This is a genomic window from Henriciella sp. AS95 (assembly GCF_038900055.1).
Taxonomy (GTDB): Bacteria; Pseudomonadota; Alphaproteobacteria; order Caulobacterales; family Hyphomonadaceae; genus Henriciella.
Genome location: NZ_JBBMQM010000001.1, coordinates 2831448 through 2850678, shown reverse-complemented (window position 1 = coordinate 2850678; position 19231 = coordinate 2831448). Strand labels below are relative to the sequence as shown.

General features: G+C 61.3%; 14 protein-coding genes. 7 read left to right on the top strand and 7 right to left on the bottom strand.

Going from position 1 to position 19231, the window contains the following annotated elements:
• Positions 1 to 9: 9 nt before the first annotated feature.
• From WNY37_RS13935 to WNY37_RS13925, 3 genes are all read left to right on the top strand, one after another.
• Positions 10 to 2670: a TonB-dependent receptor gene (locus WNY37_RS13935; RefSeq protein WP_342973997.1), complete on the top strand. Its 2661-nt coding sequence runs from the start codon at positions 10 to 12 to the stop codon at positions 2668 to 2670.
• Between the two features lie 66 nt (positions 2671 to 2736).
• Positions 2737 to 4239 carry an NAD(P)/FAD-dependent oxidoreductase gene (locus tag WNY37_RS13930; protein WP_342973996.1) on the top strand — a complete coding sequence of 501 codons (1503 nt, stop codon included), beginning with the start codon at positions 2737 to 2739 and terminating at the stop codon, positions 4237 to 4239.
• Complete coding sequence (locus WNY37_RS13925; protein ID WP_342973995.1) at positions 4236 to 5084, top strand: SDR family NAD(P)-dependent oxidoreductase; 849 nt, start codon at positions 4236 to 4238, stop codon at positions 5082 to 5084. Before WNY37_RS13930 ends, WNY37_RS13925 begins: the two co-directional genes overlap by 4 nt.
• 67 nt (positions 5085 to 5151) lie before the next feature.
• On the opposite strand, the gene WNY37_RS13920 is transcribed toward WNY37_RS13925, so the two are convergent.
• From WNY37_RS13920 to WNY37_RS13910, 3 genes are all read right to left on the bottom strand, one after another.
• Positions 5152 to 6570: a sigma-54 dependent transcriptional regulator gene (locus WNY37_RS13920; RefSeq protein ID WP_342973994.1), complete on the bottom strand. Its 1419-nt coding sequence runs from the start codon at positions 6568 to 6570 to the stop codon at positions 5152 to 5154.
• Positions 6567 to 8900, bottom strand: a complete 2334-nt coding sequence (locus tag WNY37_RS13915; protein WP_342973993.1) for a PAS domain S-box protein — start codon at positions 8898 to 8900, stop codon at positions 6567 to 6569. The genes WNY37_RS13920 and WNY37_RS13915 overlap by 4 nt, the downstream gene beginning before the upstream one ends.
• A 192-nt stretch (positions 8901 to 9092) precedes the next feature.
• Entirely contained in the window at positions 9093 to 10532 is a 1440-nt protein-coding gene (locus WNY37_RS13910; RefSeq protein ID WP_342973992.1) for a WecB/TagA/CpsF family glycosyltransferase, read from the bottom strand.
• A 315-nt stretch (positions 10533 to 10847) separates the two neighbouring features.
• Here WNY37_RS13910 and WNY37_RS13905 point away from each other — a divergent pair, with 315 nt between their 5' ends.
• Genes WNY37_RS13905 through WNY37_RS13890 form a run of 4 tightly spaced genes read left to right on the top strand, consistent with a single transcriptional unit; the run spans position 10848 to position 15053 of the window.
• Entirely contained in the window at positions 10848 to 12128 is a 1281-nt protein-coding gene (locus WNY37_RS13905; protein ID WP_342973991.1) for an oligosaccharide flippase family protein, read from the top strand.
• A gap of 3 nt (positions 12129 to 12131) precedes the next feature.
• Positions 12132 to 13067: a glycosyltransferase family 2 protein gene (locus tag WNY37_RS13900; RefSeq protein ID WP_342973990.1), complete on the top strand. Its 936-nt coding sequence runs from the start codon at positions 12132 to 12134 to the stop codon at positions 13065 to 13067.
• Positions 13064 to 14044: a glycosyltransferase family 2 protein gene (locus WNY37_RS13895; RefSeq protein WP_342973989.1), complete on the top strand. Its 981-nt coding sequence runs from the start codon at positions 13064 to 13066 to the stop codon at positions 14042 to 14044. Before WNY37_RS13900 ends, WNY37_RS13895 begins: the two co-directional genes overlap by 4 nt.
• A gap of 4 nt (positions 14045 to 14048) precedes the next feature.
• The gene (locus WNY37_RS13890; protein ID WP_342973988.1) at positions 14049 to 15053 is read left to right on the top strand and encodes a glycosyltransferase family 4 protein; all 1005 of its coding nucleotides are present in this window, start codon (positions 14049 to 14051) and stop codon (positions 15051 to 15053) included.
• A 61-nt stretch (positions 15054 to 15114) separates the two neighbouring features.
• Here the strand turns inward: WNY37_RS13890 and WNY37_RS13885 are convergent, their stop codons facing one another.
• The 4 genes from WNY37_RS13885 to WNY37_RS13870 are packed head-to-tail and all read right to left on the bottom strand — an operon-like array spanning position 15115 to position 19154.
• Positions 15115 to 16404: an O-antigen ligase domain-containing protein gene (locus WNY37_RS13885; RefSeq protein WP_342973987.1), complete on the bottom strand. Its 1290-nt coding sequence runs from the start codon at positions 16402 to 16404 to the stop codon at positions 15115 to 15117.
• Positions 16359 to 17735 (bottom strand): hypothetical protein, encoded by a 1377-nt coding sequence (locus WNY37_RS13880; protein ID WP_342973986.1) that lies wholly within the window; start codon positions 17733 to 17735, stop codon positions 16359 to 16361. The genes WNY37_RS13885 and WNY37_RS13880 overlap by 46 nt, the downstream gene beginning before the upstream one ends.
• Positions 17732 to 18952, bottom strand: a complete 1221-nt coding sequence (locus tag WNY37_RS13875) for a polysaccharide biosynthesis/export family protein (RefSeq protein WP_342973985.1) — start codon at positions 18950 to 18952, stop codon at positions 17732 to 17734. Before WNY37_RS13875 ends, WNY37_RS13880 begins: the two co-directional genes overlap by 4 nt.
• Positions 18945 to 19154, bottom strand: a complete 210-nt coding sequence (locus tag WNY37_RS13870) for a hypothetical protein (RefSeq protein WP_342973984.1) — start codon at positions 19152 to 19154, stop codon at positions 18945 to 18947. The genes WNY37_RS13875 and WNY37_RS13870 overlap by 8 nt, the downstream gene beginning before the upstream one ends.
• Positions 19155 to 19231 lie beyond the last annotated feature (77 nt).

Below are 19231 nucleotides of genomic sequence, written 5' to 3'. Positions count from 1 at the left end.
GGATTTAGAATGGGAAAGAATGCACGGCTGCTTGGCCGGATCACATCGGTATCGGTCTACGCGCTTTGTGCCGGAGGCATGGCCTTCGCACAGGATGCGGAACCGGGCCCAGAGACGGTCGATGACGCGGATGAAACGCGAACGCTGGAGACGGTCCAGGTCAAAGCCTCGACGGGTACGTTGATCAGGGGTGTCGCGCCAACGGGGACAAACACAATTTCAATCGGCGAAGACCTGATCCAGGATATTGCGCCAGCCTCGTCCAACGACCTGCTTGCGAACGTTCCTCAGGTTTCCAACGCCTTCAATACGGTGCCGACACCAGGCGCGACGATCGCGAACCCGTTCAACCGGCCCAATCTCCGAAATCTCGGGGCGTCCGGCGGCTCCACGACGCTCGTTCTGCTTAACGGGCAGCGCATGGTCGGCAGCGGCGTGCTGCAGACCTCGCCCGACCCGTCTTCCATCGCGCCCAGCGTTCTCGGCAATGTCGAGGTCGTGCTCGATGGCGGCTCATCCATCTACGGGTCTGATGCTATCGGCGGGGTGATCAACTTCATTCCCCGCAGCGAAGTGGATGGTATTGAACTCTCGGTGCGTCAGGGCTTTGGGGATGAGTTCGACTCCACCAATGCGTCTGTCCTCGCGGGCAAGAGCTGGGATGGCGGAAATGTCTATGCCGCCTATAATTACAACCAGCATGACGATGTTTTCGGGCGTGACCGGGACTATATTTACCAGGACCACACCGCGCGCGGCGGGACCGACTATCGCAGTGTGAACTGTTCGCCCGGAACAGTCATCGCGAATGACATTCCCTTCGCCCTGCCGACCTTCACGGTCGGAGCAAACCTGTGCGATGAAACGGATGTCCTGACCGTTTACCCTGAGCAAGAAGACCATCGTTTCTTCGGCAAACTTACACAGGATCTGAGCGATACGCTTACATTCGAGATTTCGGCCTACTCCTCCGACAGGGAAACGGTTCATCAGGGGCAGGGGCCCGGAACGGGAACGGGCGTTCGCGGCCAAGGCACGATCACGGCGGCCAATCCCTACTTCCAGAGCATCTTCGGCGAACAATCCCAGACGGTCACATTCTCCTATGCTGATGTCTTCGGGCCTGCGCTGGAGAGCGGATCGGAACTGTCTTCCTGGATGGTCACCCCGCAACTCACCTGGGATTTCAGCGAGACCTGGCAGCTGAAACTGTCTGCCAATTACGGCCAAAGCGACAATGTGGTTCGCTCGAACCAGATCAACGCCCTTGCCGAAGCCGCGGCGCTCGCTGGCACGACGCCGGAAACGGCGCTCAACCCCTATAATGTCAGCGCGACCAATCCGGCTGTTCTGGCCGCGATCGGCGACTTCCAGATTTATGGCGACAGCCAGCAGGAGCTGCTGCAGCTCAAAAGTGTCGCGGATGGCACGCTGTTCAGCCTCCCGTCAGGCGATGTGAAACTGGCTGTCGGTGCAGAGTTCATCGAGGAAAAGATCGATGCGGCTCAAGGGCAGGGGCCCCGTCAGGCGCTCGACCTCTTTCGTGCCGATTCCTCGCGAGACATCTCATCTGTCTTTGGCGAGGTTCTGTTTCCCCTGTTCGACAATGAAGGGCTAGGGAGTCTCGATGCGTCTGTTTCGGCACGCTATGACAGCTATAGCGACGTCGGCGACACCACGAACCCAAAGGTCGGTTTCACATACAAGCCGACATCCGACATCGCCGTTCGCGGCAGCTGGGGCACGTCTTTCCATGCGCCATCGCTGGCGGACACCGGCAATTCGGTCGATACGCGTATACAGGTCGTTCCAATCAGCCCGTACCTTGCCCCAGGCGCCGCGCCGACCGACTTCCTCCGGCCGACCGTTGTCGTTGCCGGGGGAAATCCGGATCTGAGGCCTGAAGAAGCGGAAACCTATTCGTTTGGCGTGGATTGGGTTCCCATGGATGGGGCCCTGCAAGGCTTGCTGGTCTCGCTGACCTATTTCAATGTCGAGTTCACAGACCAGATCGCGATCGTGCCGGTCAGCGAGCCGGGTTTCTTTAGCACTGAGGCATATGAGCCGTTCTACACGGTCAATCCGACGCTCGCAGATGCGCTCGCCGTGGGAGAGGGGCTTCGCGTCGAAAACGCGCCAAGCCTTGAGGCGCTATTCTTTGCGACCTCACCCTATCTGTTGGTCGATGCGCGTCGCAACAATCTCGGCTCGGTCAAGACGGATGGTCTGGACTTCGGTGTTCGCTACCAGACTGAAACCGATATTGGCGGCCTATATGCCGGTGTATGGGGCACCTATACGCTTGGCCGCGATGTGACCGCGGCACAGGGCGCTGCGACAGTCGATGCGCTCGAATTCGGTGTCAGCAGACTTCAGCTGGTTGCGGACTTCGGCTGGTCAATGGGCGACTTCGAAGCCTCGCTTCGGGCCAATCACAGCGCGGGCTATGACGTGTCAGCTACAAGTGATGTCGGCAGTTTCACGACGGTCGATCTGACCGGACGCTGGACCTTGCCCGGCAATGACAGCTGGCGCGGCGATACCGTGCTCAGCCTCGGCGTCGACAATCTGCTCGACGAAGACCCGCCATATTTCGACGACATTGACGGTTATGCCAATGGGTCGACCCTTGGGCGGGTCGTCTCTGTCGGGGTGAAGCAAACATTCTGATCAGGTGCGGGGCGCTCATATGGGCGCCCCTGCCAGCTTGTGCACAAGCGGAAGGAGAAAAACAGGATGCCGTTTGATCGCACGCAGGAGGACGTTCTCGATGTCCTCATCCTTGGGGCCGGCCTGTCGGGGATCGGCTGCGCTGCCTATCTGAGCCGGGAGCTGCCCGCCAAGACCTGGCGTATCCTGGAGATGCGAGATGACCTTGGCGGCACCTGGGACCTCTTCCGCTATCCCGGCATCCGGTCTGACTCCGACCTCCACACCTTTGCCTATGATTTCAAACCCTGGATGAGTGACAACTCCATCGCGGACGGTCCGGAAATCAAGGCCTATATCGCCGAAACAGCGGCAGACTATGGCATTCAGGACAGGATCCAGTTTGGCCGCAAGGTCGTCTCCTGCGACTGGTCTTCGGATGAGGCTCTTTGGACCATCAGGACCGAGGCAACTGACGGCAGCGGCGGGGAAACATGGCGCGCGCGATGGATATTCTCGGCGACCGGCTATTATGATTATGCCCAGGGCTACCGGCCGGACTTTCCAGGCGAAGCGCGCTTCCAGGGGCCGATCATCCATCCTCAGAACTGGCCGGAAGACCTCGATCATTCCGGCAAGACAATCGCCGTCATCGGGTCTGGCGCAACGGCCGTAACACTGCTGCCTTCGCTGGCCGCAGATGCTGCGCATGTTGTGCAAATCCAGCGCACGCCGACCTATGTCGTCCCGGTGCCGAAGCAGGATCCACTGGCGAAATTCCTGCGGCCATTCCTCCCAAAAAAGTGGCGCCACGCCCTTCTTCGCCGAAAGAACATCATCCGCCAGCACATCTTCTTCACGCTGTGCCAGCGATACCCGAAGATGATGCGCGGCTTCGTCCGCAAGGCCAATGCGAAACGACTGCCCGAGGGCTATGCCGTCGACCGGCATTTCAATCCGCCCTATGACCCCTGGGACCAGAGACTATGCGCCGTACCGGACGGGGATCTGTTCCGCTGTCTGCGGTCTGGCCGCTGCTCCATCGTGACGGGCCAGATTCAGACGTTTGACGAGACTGGCGTGGAAATGGCCAATGGCACACGCGTCGACGCCGACATCATCGTGACCGCGACCGGGCTGAACCTCAAACTCATGGGCGGGGTCGGGTACCGCGTGGACGCCAAGCCTGTCGACTGGGCAGACCATATCGTCTTCAAGGGCATGATGCTTGATGGTATCCCGAACTTCGTCATGGCGATGGGCTACACCAACTCGTCGTGGACGCTGAAAGTCGGCCTCATCTGCCAGTATTTCTGCCGGCTGCTTTCAGAAATGGATCGGCAGGGGATGGGGGTCTGCGTGCCTCTGCGCCCTGACAAGGACATGGAGCTGCGCCCGCTTCTCGATTTCAAGGCCGGCTACGTCCAGCGCTCGGTCGACACGCTGCCGCGTCAGGGCGATGAATTCCCGTGGCAGATGACCTTCGACTATGACGAGGACAAGAAGATGATGCGCAAGGGCCGCGTCGTTGAGCCGGAGCTGCGTCTCTCGCCCCTTCCTCAACCTGAAGCAATGGATGACCAATCGTGAGCGACATCTTCAAATCGCGCGTCGCTGTCGTTACGGGGGCAGGAAGTGGTATTGGCCGGGCGCTGGCTGTTGAGCTTGCCAAGCGGGGCGCTCGTCTCGCGCTGAGTGACATTAACGAGGCGGGCGTCGCCGAGACCGCCGATTTGGTCGCGGAGGTCGGCGTAGAGGTCGATCATGCGGTCCTCGACGTTTCCGACCGCGCCGCCTTCGCCAGATATGCCGATGCGGTCATCGAGCGCTTTGGCGGCGTGAACCAGCTCTTCAACAATGCTGGCGTCGCCCCGCCGAATACGACCTTCCAGAACACACCAGCAGATGTGTTCGACCGGATCATGGCGATCAATCTGGACGGCGTGTTGACCGGCACGCGGCTCTTCCTGCCGCATATTATCGCCAGTGGTGACGGGCACGTAGTGAATATCTCCAGCCTCAACGGCTTCATGGCCCAACCGCATATGTCGCCCTATGTGACCAGCAAGTTCGCCGTGCGCGGATTTTCCGAATGTCTGCGGATGGAGATGCTGCACGAGGGCCTGCCTGTCGAGGTCACCGTCGTTCTGCCAGGAGGCGTCGCGACCCAGATTGCCTCGAACCGGGCAGCCGAGATTGAAAAGCTGCCACCGGAAAAGCGGGAAGCGGCGCGCGAGCGCTTCAAGGTCTATCAGGAGAAGCTTCTGACCATGCCGGCCGAAACGGCGGCCAACGAAATCCTGTCGGGCATGGAACGGGGCAAGCGCCGCATCGTGCTGACGAGCAAGGCAAAGAACCTCGACCGCCTCGTCCGCCTGCTGCCCGAGGGCTACATCAAAATCGTCGTCCGCCAGATGAAAAAGATGTTCAGCTGAGCGCGTCGCATTTCATGATGTGCCGGAGTGAAGATGGCCGGTCGGTCGAAAGGGCCTCATTCGGTGCTTAGAAGCTGGTGTCGGGAACGGTCGATGACTCCCAGCCAGCCTTCTTTCGATAAATCGTCGAGGGGTTGATCTCCAACCGTTTCGCGGCGGCGACAATATTGCCGCGGCAAAGCGTAATCGCGCGCTCGATGGACTTCTTTTCCGTCAGCCAGAGCGGCTCACACCCGTAATCCGGGGCAGGGCTTGCTGGCGGCAGGTCGCTCATGTGCGCACCGGGAGTCGCAGACAAGGATGATGCCGCTGCCGGCGCCGGACGAGACGGCAGCATTGCAGCGGTGACGTCTCCACCCTCCTGCATCACGGCTATCTGCCTAACGAGGTTTTCCAGCTCACGGACATTGCCAGGCCATGGATGCGAAACCAGCCATTCCTGCGCATCGCGGGAGAAGCCGGTAAACGCCTTGTTCTCCTCGCGGCCGAAGCGCTCCAGAAAGCTTTCGGCGAGCAGAAGAATGTCGACGCCGCGCTCAGCGAGCGATGGCAGCGCGACCGGGATGACATGCAGGCGATAGTAGAGGTCTTCGCGCAGGCGCCCGTCCCGGATTGCCTGGAGCGGGTCCCGGTTCGTGGCCGCGATGATGCGGATGTCCGCCCTGCGCATCGTGCCTTCGCCGACCCTTGAAAACTCACCCAGCTGCAGGAAGCGGAGCAGTTTGGGCTGGAGATCGATCGGCATCTCGCCGAGTTCGTCGAGAAACAGTGTCCCGCCATCGGCGAGCTGCGCAGCGCCGACCCGGTCGGCTGTCGCCCCGGTGAAGGCCCCTTTGACGTGGCCAAAGATCTCGCTCTCGATCAGATCCTTCGGGATCGCTCCGCAATTGATCGCCACGAAGCGGCCTTTCCGGCGGGGGCTCATCTCGTGGACAGCGCGGGCAACCAGCTCCTTGCCGGTCCCGGTGTCCCCGGTCACGAAAACGCTGGCGCTGGAGGGGGCGGCCGCCTCTATCGTCTTGTAGACGCCCTGCATGACGAGCGAACGCCCGACAATGCCGCAAAAGTCCGAACGGTCGATTTCGGCCTCATACGTCGCCACAACCTTCTTGAGCTGGAAGGTGTCGAGCGCATTCTTCACGGTCACCTTCAGGCGTTCAGCCGAGGTCGGCTTGACCACGAAATCATGCGCGCCACGGCGCATGGCATCGACGGCGATCGACATGGAGCCGGTTGCCGTAATGACGATAACCGGGGCGGCCAGATTGTCCCGGGTCCAGCGGTCCAGCAGGTCTAGCCCGTCAGCATCGGGAAGCTTGAGATCGAGCAGGATGCAGGAGGGCGATTCAGTCTGAACGCTGGCAAGGGCCTTGGCGCCGGTATCCGCAATTTCGATGCTGTCGAACTCGCCCTTCAGATGCGTTTCATAGGTGCGCGCAAGCGACGGGGTATCTTCAACGATCAGGAGTTTCGACTTCACCGTCATGCCGGGGCCCCTTTGATATAGATGTCCTGCAAGTCCCGCACGACGGCGGTGGCTTCCTGGCGAATGCGCTCAATCAGCTCGCCGTGATCCTCGACCTCATCACTTGCCGCGCGCTGTTCGAGTTCGAAGGCGAGGTCGCACAGTCGAGAGGCCCCGATATTGGCGGAGGCGCCCTTTATCGCATGTCCAAGATGTTCAAGTTCACTTCCCTGGACTTCTGACAGCTTCGGCAAGCGCCAATCGAGTTCGGCGACGAATATTTCGGCAATGCTTCCGAAGGCCTCGAGGTCACCGGCCCACAAGGCGTCGACTTCAGCGCGGTTTATGCCTGATCTATTTTCCATGTCTGTAGTCTCCTTTGATTCACTTAGCCATTTCGCGAGTTCCTGACGCAGGGCATCAGGTCGTACGGGCTTTGTGAGATAGCTGTTGATGCCGATCGCGAGCGCCGCGTCGCGGTCTTCCTTGAGCGCGTGCGCCGTCATTGCGACGATCGGCTTGGTATAGCCTCGATCACGCAGGATCCGCGTCGCTTCCAGTCCATCCAGGATGGGCATTGAAACGTCCATCAGGATGATATCGAAGTCGGCGTGGAGGGCCGTGTCGACAGCGGCGGCGCCATCGACGACATGCTCATAATCCAGGCCGAGGCGATCGAGCATTGTTTTGGCAACCATCGCGTTGGTTTCGCTATCCTCTGCAATGAGGATACGGCCTTTCAACGGCCCATTATTCCCGTCAGGCACGGCTTCAGAAGCCGGCGCCTCGACGGCGCGCTCAACCGGCAGCGTGACGGTGAAGGTGGACCCGACGCCCGGCGCGCTGGTCAACCGGATTCGTCCGCCCATGATATCGACCAGCTCCTTGCAGATAGCGAGGCCAAGACCTGCCCCGCCATGTGAACGCGAGCGCGAGGAGTCGGCTTGCTTGAAGCGATCGAAGAGGAGTGTCTGATCTTTCTTGGAGATGCCGATGCCGGTGTCGCGCACCTCGAACTGCATCATGCTGGACGGTTCGTCTTCCAGATAGGTAATCGATACGTCGACACTGCCCCGGGATGTAAATTTGAGCGCATTGCCCACGAGATTGATAAGGATCTGACGGATCTTGCCGGCGTCGGCGCGGAACGGGCCTTCCGGTACATCCACCGATGTGTTGAGCTCGATACTCTTCTTCGCCGCGATCGGAGAAAAGAGTTCGCTTATCATCGCGGCTTTCCTCTGCGGGCTGAAGACCGTTGGTTCCAGATCGACTTCGCCGGCCTCGATGCGTGACAGATCGAGCAGGTCATCGATCAGGATAAGGAGCGTTTCGGCCGAATGCTCGGCGGCCTGGATTAGGTTTCGCGTTTCAGGGTCGACGCCGTCATGGTCGACCAGAGAGAGCGAGCCGATCACGCCGTTCAGCGGAGTGCGCATCTCATGGGACATGTTGGCGAGGAAGTCCGATTTGGAAGCGCTCGCTTGCTCGGCTGCTTCCTTGGCATCGCGAAGCTGGTGCTCGAACGCCTTGCGTCTGGAGACGTCGCGGATCACGCCATGATAGAGTGTGCCGGCCTCGGTTTCGGTTCGCCGGCCGACGACTTCGGTCGGAATGCGCGTGCCTTCGCTGTCCTTGAAATCGATCTGGACCTGGACGGTGTTCACGTCCGCCGTCATTTCCACGCCGTTGATCGCGTTGGAGACCTGGTCCTTTGGGATGAAGTCGAAGGCGCTCAGGCCGAGCATTCTGTCCTTTTCCATCTTCGCGAGTTCGCAGGCCCGGGAATTGACGTCGACAATCCTGGCGCGCTCGTCGATGACCACGATCGCATCAGGGGAAAGCTCGAAGAGACTCTGGAACCGGATTTCGGAGCTGCGCAGTCGTTCCTGAGCGGCGCGCGCTTCTGTGATGTCGCGCAGATAGGCAGAGAAAAACTGGCGTCCGCCGAACTCGACGGGTGAGATGGCCAGTTCAACCAAAAGCTCATCGCCGGCCTTGTTGGCGGCTGGCACTTCAACGCGTTTGTTGAGGACGGCGTGTTCACCGGTGGTCAGGTATTTCTGCAGGCCATCATTGTGCGCGCGACGCAAATGTTCCGGAACGATGAGATCCGCGAGCCGGGCCCCGACTGCCTCGTCACGCGTATAGCCAAAGACATGTTCGGCGGCCGGGTTGAACTCAACCACGAGGCCATCTCCGTTCATCATGATGATGCAATCGAGCGCAGCGTCGATCACCGCATTGCGCAGGGCTGCGTCGCGTTCGATGGCGGCCAGCGTTGTCACTTTCTGATCCATGACGCCTCCTGCTGTCACATCACCATCCGAAGGGCTTCTCGTCTTTTTCATCGATTTTCTCACTTCAAGGACGCTCTGTGCCTGCAAGATCTGGCGCGTGTCCTGGCTGAAGAAAAACCCATACAAATCAACGACAAGTTCCGGGATTGCCGAATTCTGGGCAATCCCGGGTTGCAGAATGCGTCATAAGTATTTGCAAATTGCGAAGAGTGTCGTTTGAATTTGCAAGAGTGGCTTGCTTCGTCAGTACGCGCCGCGCGCTGTCAGAACCGCAATCGGGGTCCGCAGCAGGATCCACAAATCCAGCCAGATCGTGCGGCTTTTAAGGTAGGCGACATCGAGCACCACCTGACGGTCGAACGGCAGGTCGGCGCGGCCGGAAATCTGCCAGAGGCAGGTGATGCCCGGTTTGCCGCGCAGGCGGCGCCGTTCGACGGTGGAGTATTGATCCACCTCCGCCGGAAGAGCGGGCCGCGGCCCGACGAGGGACATGTCGCCTTTCAGCACGTTCCAGAGCTGCGGCAACTCATCGATGGACGACTTGCGGATGAACTGCCCGACCCGTGTGATCCGGGGATCACGTTTCATCTTGAAGGTGATACTGTCGGCGTGGTCGTTTGCCGTCTTTTGAAGCTCCTCCCAGCTCGGACCGGATGTCCTCATGGAGCGGAACTTGAACATATCAAATGGCTTGCCATTCTCGCCGATGCGCGTCTGGCGGAAAAGGGCCGGGCCTTTGCTGTCCAGACGGATCGCCGCTGCCACTGTCAGAAGGAGCGGCAGCAGGAAAGCGATGCCGAGCGCGGCCGCTGTGACGTCGATGGCCCGCGCGGCGGTCCGGTCCACACCGCGCACCAGGGCTCTCTTGCGCCGGGCGAGGGCGTAGCCGACCGCGTGCGAGACGAAGGACACATTGCCGACGAGGTAGCGCCGCCACATCCGGCTCGGCTCACATTTCAGGCGGTAGACCCACTCGATGCCAGCCTTGCGCATCCAGACCGGCGCGCGCGGAATACGCCCCGACACGAAGTCGAGCAGACCGCCGACCCCGAGAAGGACCGGGGCGTTGATGCGGTGGCGGACACGCGCGATCCAGTTATCCTGGTCCGGCACGCCGAACGCGACGAAGACGACCCGCGCGCCTGACTCATTGATCTGGCGGATGACATCTTCTTCCTCGCGCGGGCTGAAATAGCCATGCCGCGTTCCGGCGACTTTCAGTCTCGGGCTCTGGGCCACCGCATTTTCAGCGGCCGCCGCGGCGACGCCTTCGCGCCCACCGAGGAAGAAAACGGGGATGCCGCGAAACGCCAGGCAGCGGCACAGCGGCGTGAACAGATCGGTGCCGTTCAGGTTTTCACCGAGGGGCTTCTGGTCGAGCTTGGCAGCCAGGAAGATGCCCGACCCGTCTGGCAGCAGCGCATCAGCGCTTTGCAAGGAGTCGCGATACCGCCAGTCTTTGCGCGCCTGGTTGGCGCAGTGGGCGTTGAGGAATGAAATCTGTGTCGGGATGCGGGCCTGGGCGCGGTTGGCGATCCAGTAAGCGGTTTGCGCCAGCGTTGCGTTCAGCAAATCATATCCGAGAACCGAGGTCCGCGGCAGCTGTTCGAAAGGGCTGAAACTTGGCCGCGCGGCGACCGGCTGGATCTGCTGAACGACGCGAGCGGTTTGGGGAAGCGACATGGGTAGTCTCCTGCTGGTGATGAACTGCTCCACCACAGCGCAGGAGGCATTCCGCAGAAGGCGCCCGATAATTTATTTAGAATTTTCAATGTACTAGGTTGTTCGCTCGCCTCTTGATCGCCGTCATGTCTTGCATTTTGCAGAGGCCAGTCCTTGCACATTGCAGCGGAACAGGCATTCCGCATCCTGTGGCCGCTGACGTGCCAATTTCATTTTTCGATGTAAATACAAGGTGCTAGAGGATTCGCATTGTTGCGGTCCGAACTGCGGCGATTCTTGAAAGGTCTTTTGCGTCATCAAGCAGGAGACATCTTCGTGGCCATTACGCGCTTCATTTCTACAAAGGTCCGTCAGGTTTCGGCCGACCGGTTCTCACGTAATATCGGCTGGCTGGCCTTCGCCGAGCTGGTTAGCCGTGTGGGCCGTATCATTGCTGCCGTCATTCTTGCCCGTCAGCTTGATGCTGCCGCCTTCGGCGTTGCCGCCATCGCACTGACCGTATTCGAACTCGTGCGCGTCTTTACCGAGAATGGCATTGGCGCCGCTGTCATCAAGGCGACCGACGAGGAGCTCGACCGGGTGGCCAACACGGCGCATCGCCTGATGTGGCGGATCTGCCTCGGGCTTGCCATCGTGCAGATGATTGTCGGCGGGGTTGTCGAAACACTTGTGCCGGGCAGGGGTCTTGGCCTGATGATCGCGGCACTGGCCGGTGTTTATCTGATGATGCCGTTCGGCCTGATGCACACATACATCTTGCTGCGTGAGCAGCGCATGAAGCGCATTGCCACCGTTGCCACCTCGCAGACCGTTGCCGACCACTTGCTCACGGCTGTCCTGGCCTTCACCGGTTTTGGCGCCTGGGCCATCGTGTTGCCCAAACTGCTGACCGCGCCGATCTGGCTGTTCGGTATGCGGGCCGGGCGTCCCTGGGCGCGAAACCGGGCCGCCGGGTTTGAGGCCACGGGCGATATTATGCGTTTCTCGCTGCCTGTGCTGGGGGCGGAACTTCTCACCGCGTGCCGGGACCAGCTCGACAAGGTCATCGTGTCGGCGACTTTCGGCGTCGAGGCGCTCGGCCTCTACTATTTCGCTTTTAATGCCGGGCTCGGCGTCTCTTCGGCGCTGAACCGTGCGTTCTCAACGGCCTTCTATCCTCATCTGTGCGCGGCGGCGAACAAGGCGAGCCATTTCCGCAAGGCGATCTGGTCCATGGTTGCTCCGCTTGGCTCGGCCTATCTGATCCAGGCCGCTGCTGCCTTCTTCTACGTCCCCATCGTGTTTGGCGCAGACTGGGCGGGCGCGGCAACGCTTGTCGCGGTCCTCTGCCTCGGCGGTCCGGCCCGCCTGCTCTTCGATGCGTCGCGGATGTACTGCCGTGCGCAGGGCGCTACCCAGCGCGAGTTTGCGATCTCCACCGGCTTCTGCATCGCAGCCGTCTCTCCCTTTGCGCTCTTGTCGGGGGCTGGCCTGCTGGCTGCGGCGATCGGCGCGGTGACCATGGCCAGCCTGTTCAGCGCGGGCGCGGCATTCGTTCTGGCCCAGTCGCGGCCGGCAGATGCGCTCACCTTGTCCCTCACGTCCGAAGGAGCCTGAGCCATGCACCCGCCATCCGTATCCATCATCATGCCGGCCTATAATTGCGAGCGCACGATAGCGGCTTCGATCCGCAGCGTGACCGACCAGACGTTTGAAGATTGGGAGCTGATCATCATTGATGACGGCTCAAGCGATGACACCCTCATTCTCGCCGATTCCTTCTCCCTGCTTGACTGCCGGATCCGTGTGATGCGCCAGCAGAATGCCGGGCCATCGGCGGCACGCAATTATGGCATTTCGCTCGCTTCTGCGCCGGTGGTCGCTTTTCTGGACTCCGATGATCTCTGGGCACCGGAGCGACTGCAGGGACTTCTCGACCGTTTTTCCCGCGAGCCGGACACTGGCGTGCTCTTCACGCGGGTCCGGTTTATTGACGACGTTTCGGACTTGCCGGGCCGCATCAGCGATCACGTCCCGGAGCTGGATGCGGAAAGGCTGCTCGGGGAAAACCCCGTCTGCACGACCTCCAATATTGCGTGCCGCGCAGAGGTCCTCTGCGATGTCGGACTCTTTTCACACGGCCTGAACTTCGCCGAGGATCAGGAGTGGCTGCTTCGTGTCGCCATGGATGGTCGCTGGGCGATCCGTGGCATTGATAAAGAATGGCTCTTCTATCGCTCAAGCGCAGAGAGCCAGTCAGCCGATCTCGACGCGATGCGCCGGGGCTGGCTCACCATGATCGAGCGCGCAACGCAGCATGGCACTGGCCCGTCACGCCAGGCCATCCGCCGTGCTCACGGTCCATTCTACCGCTACCTGGCGCGGCGGGCCCTGCGCATGCGTAGCCCTTTCCAGTCCATTGGCTATCTCGCGCAGGGCTTGGTGGCCGATCCGGGCCTGCTGCTGCGTGAACCAAGGCGCACGGTCCTCACCGGCCTCGGTGCCTTTCTGTCTTTCCTCCCTTCCAACACAATCAGAGGCTTCGTCGAAAAATGAACCACACACCAACCGTCAGCGTTGTCATGCCGGTCTACAACACGGCCGACTATGTCGAGGCCGCAATCGACTCCGTGCTCGCCCAGACTTTCGAAGACTTCGAACTGCTCGTCATCGATGATGACGGCAGCGACGAGTCGATTACGCTGTGCCGGGCCTATACCGACCCGCGCGTCCGTATCATTTCGCAGAAGAACCGGGGCCTTGCCGGTGCCCGCAACACGGGCATCCACCATGCCGAGGGCGATATCATTGCCTTTCTCGATTCCGATGACCTCTGGGCGCCGGAGAAGCTCGAAAATCATGTGCGCCATCTGCAGGACAATCCGCATGTCGGCGTCAGCTATGCCGCGTCGACAATGATTGACGATGAGGGCCGGCCGCTTCGCATTGTTCAGCGCCCGCGGCTTCACGGCATCAAGGCGCATCACGTCTTCCTTCGCAACCCGATCGGCAACGGGTCCGCCCCGGTCATTCGCCGTGCCGTCTTCGACGACATCGCGTTCAGGGCGACACCTGGCGACAGGCTCAGCTATTTCGACGAGACCTTCCGTCAGTCGGAAGACATCGAATGCTGGATCCGGATTGCGCTGACGACCGCCTGGCAGTTCGAAGGTATTCGCGGTGCCTACACGCACTACCGGATCAATGAGGGGGGACTCTCCGCAAATGTTGTCCGGCAATTCGAGACCTGGGACCGGGTTCGAAACAGGGTCTGGTCTCTCGACGCAGAATTTGCGTCTCGCTGGTCACCGGCCGCCGAAGCGTTCCAGCTACGGTATCTGGCGCGCCGCTGTATTCGCCTGAATGACGGCGCCATGGCCCTGTCCCTCATGAAGGACGCCCTTGCGCGCAGCCCATCCATTCTCTGGCGCGAACCGGTCAAGACGCTGACTACGCTTGGTGCCGCCATGGCCCTGCGCTCAATGATGGACCTTGCAGGCCGGACATTCACTGCAGCTCTGAAGAAGGGATAGGCCGATGCCTCGTCGTAATATTGTTCATATCCTCGATGACACCGCCATGGGCGGCGTCATGCGGGCCCTCGACAATTTCTCCGACCCGCGCCTGCGGGTCCTTGGCATCCATGAAACCGCCGACATTCGCAAGGGCATGCCACGCGCGCGTGGGGCCGGTGACATCGCGGTCATCCATTTCACCGCGAACTGGCGCAAGCTGCCCATGCTCGCCAATATCCGGCTTCGGGGCGGTTTCGACCGGATCATCCTCATCGAGCATACCTATACGGAGGGCTTCGAACGGTTCTGCGTTTCGAACCGTACGCGCTTCCGGGCCATGTTGAGACAAGCCTACCGGCTGGTCGATGAGGTCGTTGCGGTATCGCATGAGCAAGCCCGTTGGATCGACGAGGCGCGTCTGACACCGGCATTGAAGATCGAGGTCATCGGACAGGCCTGCGATGTCCAGTCCCTGATGGATTTACCCCCTGTCAGCCGAAAGGAAGGGCCGCTCATGATCGGCGCGTTTGGCCGGTTTCACGAGCAGAAGGGCTTCGACCTCCTCATCAAGGCCATGCAGCGGGTCTCACCCAGTACAGCGCGCCTGCGCCTTGCTGGCGACGGTCCTCAGAAGGCCGCGCTCATGGAGGCGGCGTCAGGGCTCGAACATGTCGAAATCTGCGAGGCTTTCACTTCGCCGAAGGCATTCCTGGAAAGTGTCGACGTGGTTGCCATTCCATCGCGCTGGGAAGCGTTCGGCCTTGTTGGCGCAGAAGCCCGCGCGGCGGGGCGGCCGATCATTGCCGCCGATATTGACGGCCTTCGCCAGCAGATGGCAGATCACGGCTATGCGCACCGCGTATCTGCCGTCTGTGACCTGCGACGCGCCATCGAGCATGCAGCCGCAGACCCGTTCATCCAGCGTCGTGGCTTCCAGGCCAGAGCGCATGTGGCAGGTGAGTACGACCAGATGATCGGGGGGTGGAACCGGGTGCTGTCCGACAAGGTCGAGGCGTTGAGCGCCTGATCTCTCCTGCCATCCAGGTCGTTCCAGCGGCGCCGCGTTTCCTGCGCGGCGCCGTTTCTTTTCAGGGGCTTTCCGGCTCGCTGCCAGTGGCGACCTCGCGGGCGGCGATCCCCATCACCACCAGGCCCGGCCACATCAGATAAGACAGGATCTCGAGGTTCTCGCCGATAGAGTAGAAGGTCATCAGGATGACCATGGCGAGGGCGATCTGCCCGGTGCGGGACCGGGCGAAAGCCAGGATGGTGAACTCGATCAGGCTCCACAGCAGCGGAATGGCCAGCGCGAGCGCGCCCACAATGCCTTTTACGAACAGCAGGCCGTACCAGGTGTGATGGCTGCCGATCGGCATGAATTCGACGAAGTGAGGCCCACGTTCCACGACGCCATGGCCCCAGATCGGGGCCTCGGTCCACCAGCGGTGCACGGCTATGTCGCCCAGCGCTTCGCGGACGCGCGTGGAATCGGCGCGCATCGACTTCACCGAATTCAGCGTCGCATCGATTGTGTCGAGAATGCCCTGCGCAAACGGCGTAACCAGGAACAGGCCCACAGTGGCCAGAAGCCAGGGGCCGGGACGGCGCGCCTGGCCGATGGCGACGACGAGGGGCCAGATGAACAGGGCGGCTGCAATGGCGAGCCGGGACTTGGAAAAGACGATGATGCAGAGCGCTGAAATGACGCCGATCCACTTCCAGAGCTTGCGCCGGTCGGCGAGCGCGAAAATTAGGTACATGTTGCCGATCAGCCCCGCGGCTGGCGACCATGGTGTGAAATAGCGCAGCCGGGTCGAGCCGTCGGTCGGTTCGATCGAATAAAGCTGGATCGCGAAGAATTCCGGTCCCGGCCCGCCGACAAGCTTGAGCGGCGAGACGAAGATCACCTCCGGCAGGCCCACTTTCGGTGCGAACATCAGGAGCGGGGTCAGGAGGAGCGAGCCGAGCGCAACGATGCCGGCTGCCCGGATGATGGTTTCGAGCCTGATGTTGAGGCAGGCGCCAATCAGCGGAAAGAGCGCAAGCAACGCCCAGCCTTTCGCCCAGCCAATGGTCGACTTGATGGTCTGGCCGATGCCGAGATTGTTGCTGGCATGGCCAATCTCCAGCGCCAGCAGCATGACCAGCATGCCGACGATCCAGACCCACACACCGGCCGGGACGCGATGCGGGGGACGGACCGCGACATCGGAACCGGCGAAATACAGCTTCGCCGCCAGCACGGCCGTCAGGCAGACGCCCAGCACGGGCCCCAGCACGTAGAGCCCGCCGACCAGGTAAAACAGCCAGGTCGTCGCCAGAGCGAAGAAGACTACAACGTCTTCAGGAGCGCGCGAATGATGGGCAGTCTGATCCACAACAGGGCAAGTCCGATGGCAAAGAGGAACATGACGGCAAAGGTGCCGAGGGCGATGAATTTCTTCGACGGTGTCGCCGGCGATTCCGGAAGTCCGGGGACTTCGATGGTCTGCGTTAGCGGATAGGAGGCGAAGGTATCGGTCCGGTTGGCATCGAGCTGGGCAAGCGCAGAGGCAAAGACCGTCTCGGCAATCTGGTGGTCGCGCATCAGGGCATCGAGTTCGGTTGCCGGACCGGCCAGCGAGGCAACGCGGGTCTGCATGGCGTTCAGCTGGTTGCTCAGCACTTCATGACGCTTGCGGGCACCTGACAATTTCGCAGATGCTCTGACCAGCGACGAGATCAGCGTGGTGCGCTCGCTGTCGGACGTATAATAGTCTTCTTCGATGGCGTGAAAGCGCTCATAGCCGAGCAGGCTGCGGCCGCGTGTCTTCAGGCCGCTGTACAGGCCAGACTGCTGCTCGGTCGCGTTGAGCATTTCGGGATGGTTCTCACCATACATTTCCGACAGTTCTGCTTGCAGCGCATTCGCTTTGGCGGTTGCGGTGGCCATGGTCTGGAAGGTCGGGTCCGACAGCAGGGAGAGAATGTCTGCCGCCTCGTCCGGGCTGATCTCGAGTATGGCCGACAGGCGTGCGATTTCGCTCTCGGCGACACTGGCTTCGGTCGCGGCACTGCTGATCTCGAGACGCAACACTTCCGTCTGCGCGACAAGATCCTGGAACTGGTCGGTGGAGGTCAGGCCATATTCAGACTGGAAGGCGATGATCTTCGCGCGGGCCTCCTCGACGGCTTGTTCGAAGCCGGTAATGGCCGCTTGATAGGCATCGCGCCGCAGCGCCTGCTCTTCAGTCCGCAGCGCAGCCAGCTCTTCATTGAAGACAATATGCCAGGTCTCGGCGAGCGCCTTGGCCTTTTCCGGGGAGGCGGACCTTACGGAGACGAAAATGAGGTTCGTCTGGTTGGCCAGGCGAATGTTGGGGGCCGGCGTGTCGCCGACTGTCTGGCCCATCCGTTCGGCGACCATGCCGCGCAGCCGGTAGGACTGGAACAGCCGCTTGTAATTTTCCGTCGGGCTCAGCGTGTGGTCGCCGAAGGGCGACGCCGCATTGCTGCTGGCCTGACCGAGCGAGTCCAGATTGACCGAGGTCGACTGACCGGCCCCGGGCAGGATGAGCGTGAAGCCACTCTCATAGGTGCGCGGGGTGAAGACATAGAGCGCGCCCGCAAGGGCAAGGATCACGAACCAGCCAATGGCCAGCACGATGAGATAGCGCAGGATACGGCCTGTCTTTGGCCCGCCGCGAAGGAAGCTCCACTTGCGGGTCAATTTGCGATCCCCCCGATGATGACCGCATTCAGAACGGGTGCGGCGGCTTCGGAGACCATTGCGATGACATCGCGGACATTGGTGACGTGGGAGTCGTAGCAGGCGATCGCATCATTCGGCAGCAGGACGGGGTTGTAATTGTCGCGGTCTGCACGCCGCACGAGGTCCTCGATGGAGCGTGAGATGACTTCGCTCTCGCCGGTGACGGGATTGCGGGAGATCAGCACACCCCAGCGGCGCGCATTCGTCGCCTGGATACCGCCCACGCAGTTGGCAGAGACGAGCCCCTGAAGGAAGCGGGTGCCATAGGGCAGGCGTGTCGCATCCTGGCCGATGGCTGAAGAAGCATTGGAAGCGGCTGGCTGGGTGAGGTTGGACATGAAGACGCGAATGCCGGGCGGTGTGATCCGCGACGGGCGGGCAAGCGCCATCTGAAAGCAGCCGCGCGAAGGCACATGAATACGGTCACCGGCGACCAGGAGCGGGTCGTCCATCGCGCCGCCATTCAGCGCGCCAGACATGTCGAACACCCGGCGTTTGCCGTTGCGGACAAGGACGATGTTGCGGATATCGGCATCCGGGCGCACGCCGGCTGCGGCGAACAGAGCTGAGGAGAGTGAGCGCTGAAAGGCAATGTCGCCGGCTGCGATTAGCCGCTCTGACGCGACATCGGCGGCTTCGCGCTGGTTGAGCAGCACATCGCCGGACTGGAAGACAGCACCGGACACAGACACCTGGATCGGCGCCCATTCGAGAACCGAAACGCTGGCGCGGGCGAAGCCGGGCTTGTAGAAGCCGCCTTCGACAAGCAGCCGTGCGACGACCGTCTCCAGCTGAGCGCTCGACATCCCGGCCGCCGGCAGATCGCCCAGGAAGGGCATGCGAAGATAACCGTTCGGGCTGATGACATAGTTGCCCTGGAAGTCGTCGCCGCGGGGAAGCTCAACCCGGAGGAGATCTCCGGGCGAGAGAAGCTGGGGCTCATCGAACGCGGCGCCGAGACCGGCATCGATCGGCTGGCCGGCCAGCGCGAGATCGAGATCCTCACACCGGCTCTGATTCATCAGGCGTGCATCGCCCGTGAGCTGATGCGCTGCAAACTGACTTTGCGCCTGATAGCCGTCACGGTTCAGGTCGACAGTGTTTGCCGGACGGTCAAAGGATGACGCACAGCCGGCCAGCAGAGCCAGGGCGGCGGCAAGCGGGGCCTTATGCATAATGGGCCTCACGGGGAAGACGCGCACAGATGGCCTGCATGGCAAAGCGGCATTCTGTGTCGATGGTCTTGATCAGGCCGCGAGTGTTCGCGGTTGTGCGGACGCTGATATAGTCATGCGCCGCCTGGAGCGCCCTGTTCAGGATGTCCTCGAAGATGCGCTCTTCGGTCTCTGATTGAATATTAAAAACAAAGCTTGCCATTGGCGGCCTCCAATTGCTCTGGAGACAGGCATTGCAATCTTCGCGACCAGTTGCGCTGTTCTATAAAAAACAAGGAC

Bases quoted from the DNA above. Each gene is read 5' to 3' on its own strand.
- WNY37_RS13935 (WP_342973997.1), top strand. From the start codon at position 10: ATGGGAAAGAATGCACGGCTGCTTGGCCGGATCACATCGGTATCGGTC.
- WNY37_RS13930 (WP_342973996.1), top strand. From the start codon at position 2,737: ATGCCGTTTGATCGCACGCAGGAGGACGTTCTCGATGTCCTCATCCTT.
- WNY37_RS13920 (WP_342973994.1), bottom strand. From the start codon at position 6,570: ATGACGGTGAAGTCGAAACTCCTGATCGTTGAAGATACCCCGTCGCTT.
- WNY37_RS13915 (WP_342973993.1), bottom strand. From the start codon at position 8,900: ATGAAAAAGACGAGAAGCCCTTCGGATGGTGATGTGACAGCAGGAGGC.
- WNY37_RS13910 (WP_342973992.1), bottom strand. From the start codon at position 10,532: ATGTCGCTTCCCCAAACCGCTCGCGTCGTTCAGCAGATCCAGCCGGTC.
- WNY37_RS13900 (WP_342973990.1), top strand. From the start codon at position 12,132: ATGCACCCGCCATCCGTATCCATCATCATGCCGGCCTATAATTGCGAG.
- WNY37_RS13895 (WP_342973989.1), top strand. From the start codon at position 13,064: ATGAACCACACACCAACCGTCAGCGTTGTCATGCCGGTCTACAACACG.
- WNY37_RS13890 (WP_342973988.1), top strand. From the start codon at position 14,049: ATGCCTCGTCGTAATATTGTTCATATCCTCGATGACACCGCCATGGGC.
- WNY37_RS13875 (WP_342973985.1), bottom strand. From the start codon at position 18,952: ATGCATAAGGCCCCGCTTGCCGCCGCCCTGGCTCTGCTGGCCGGCTGT.
- WNY37_RS13870 (WP_342973984.1), bottom strand. From the start codon at position 19,154: ATGGCAAGCTTTGTTTTTAATATTCAATCAGAGACCGAAGAGCGCATC.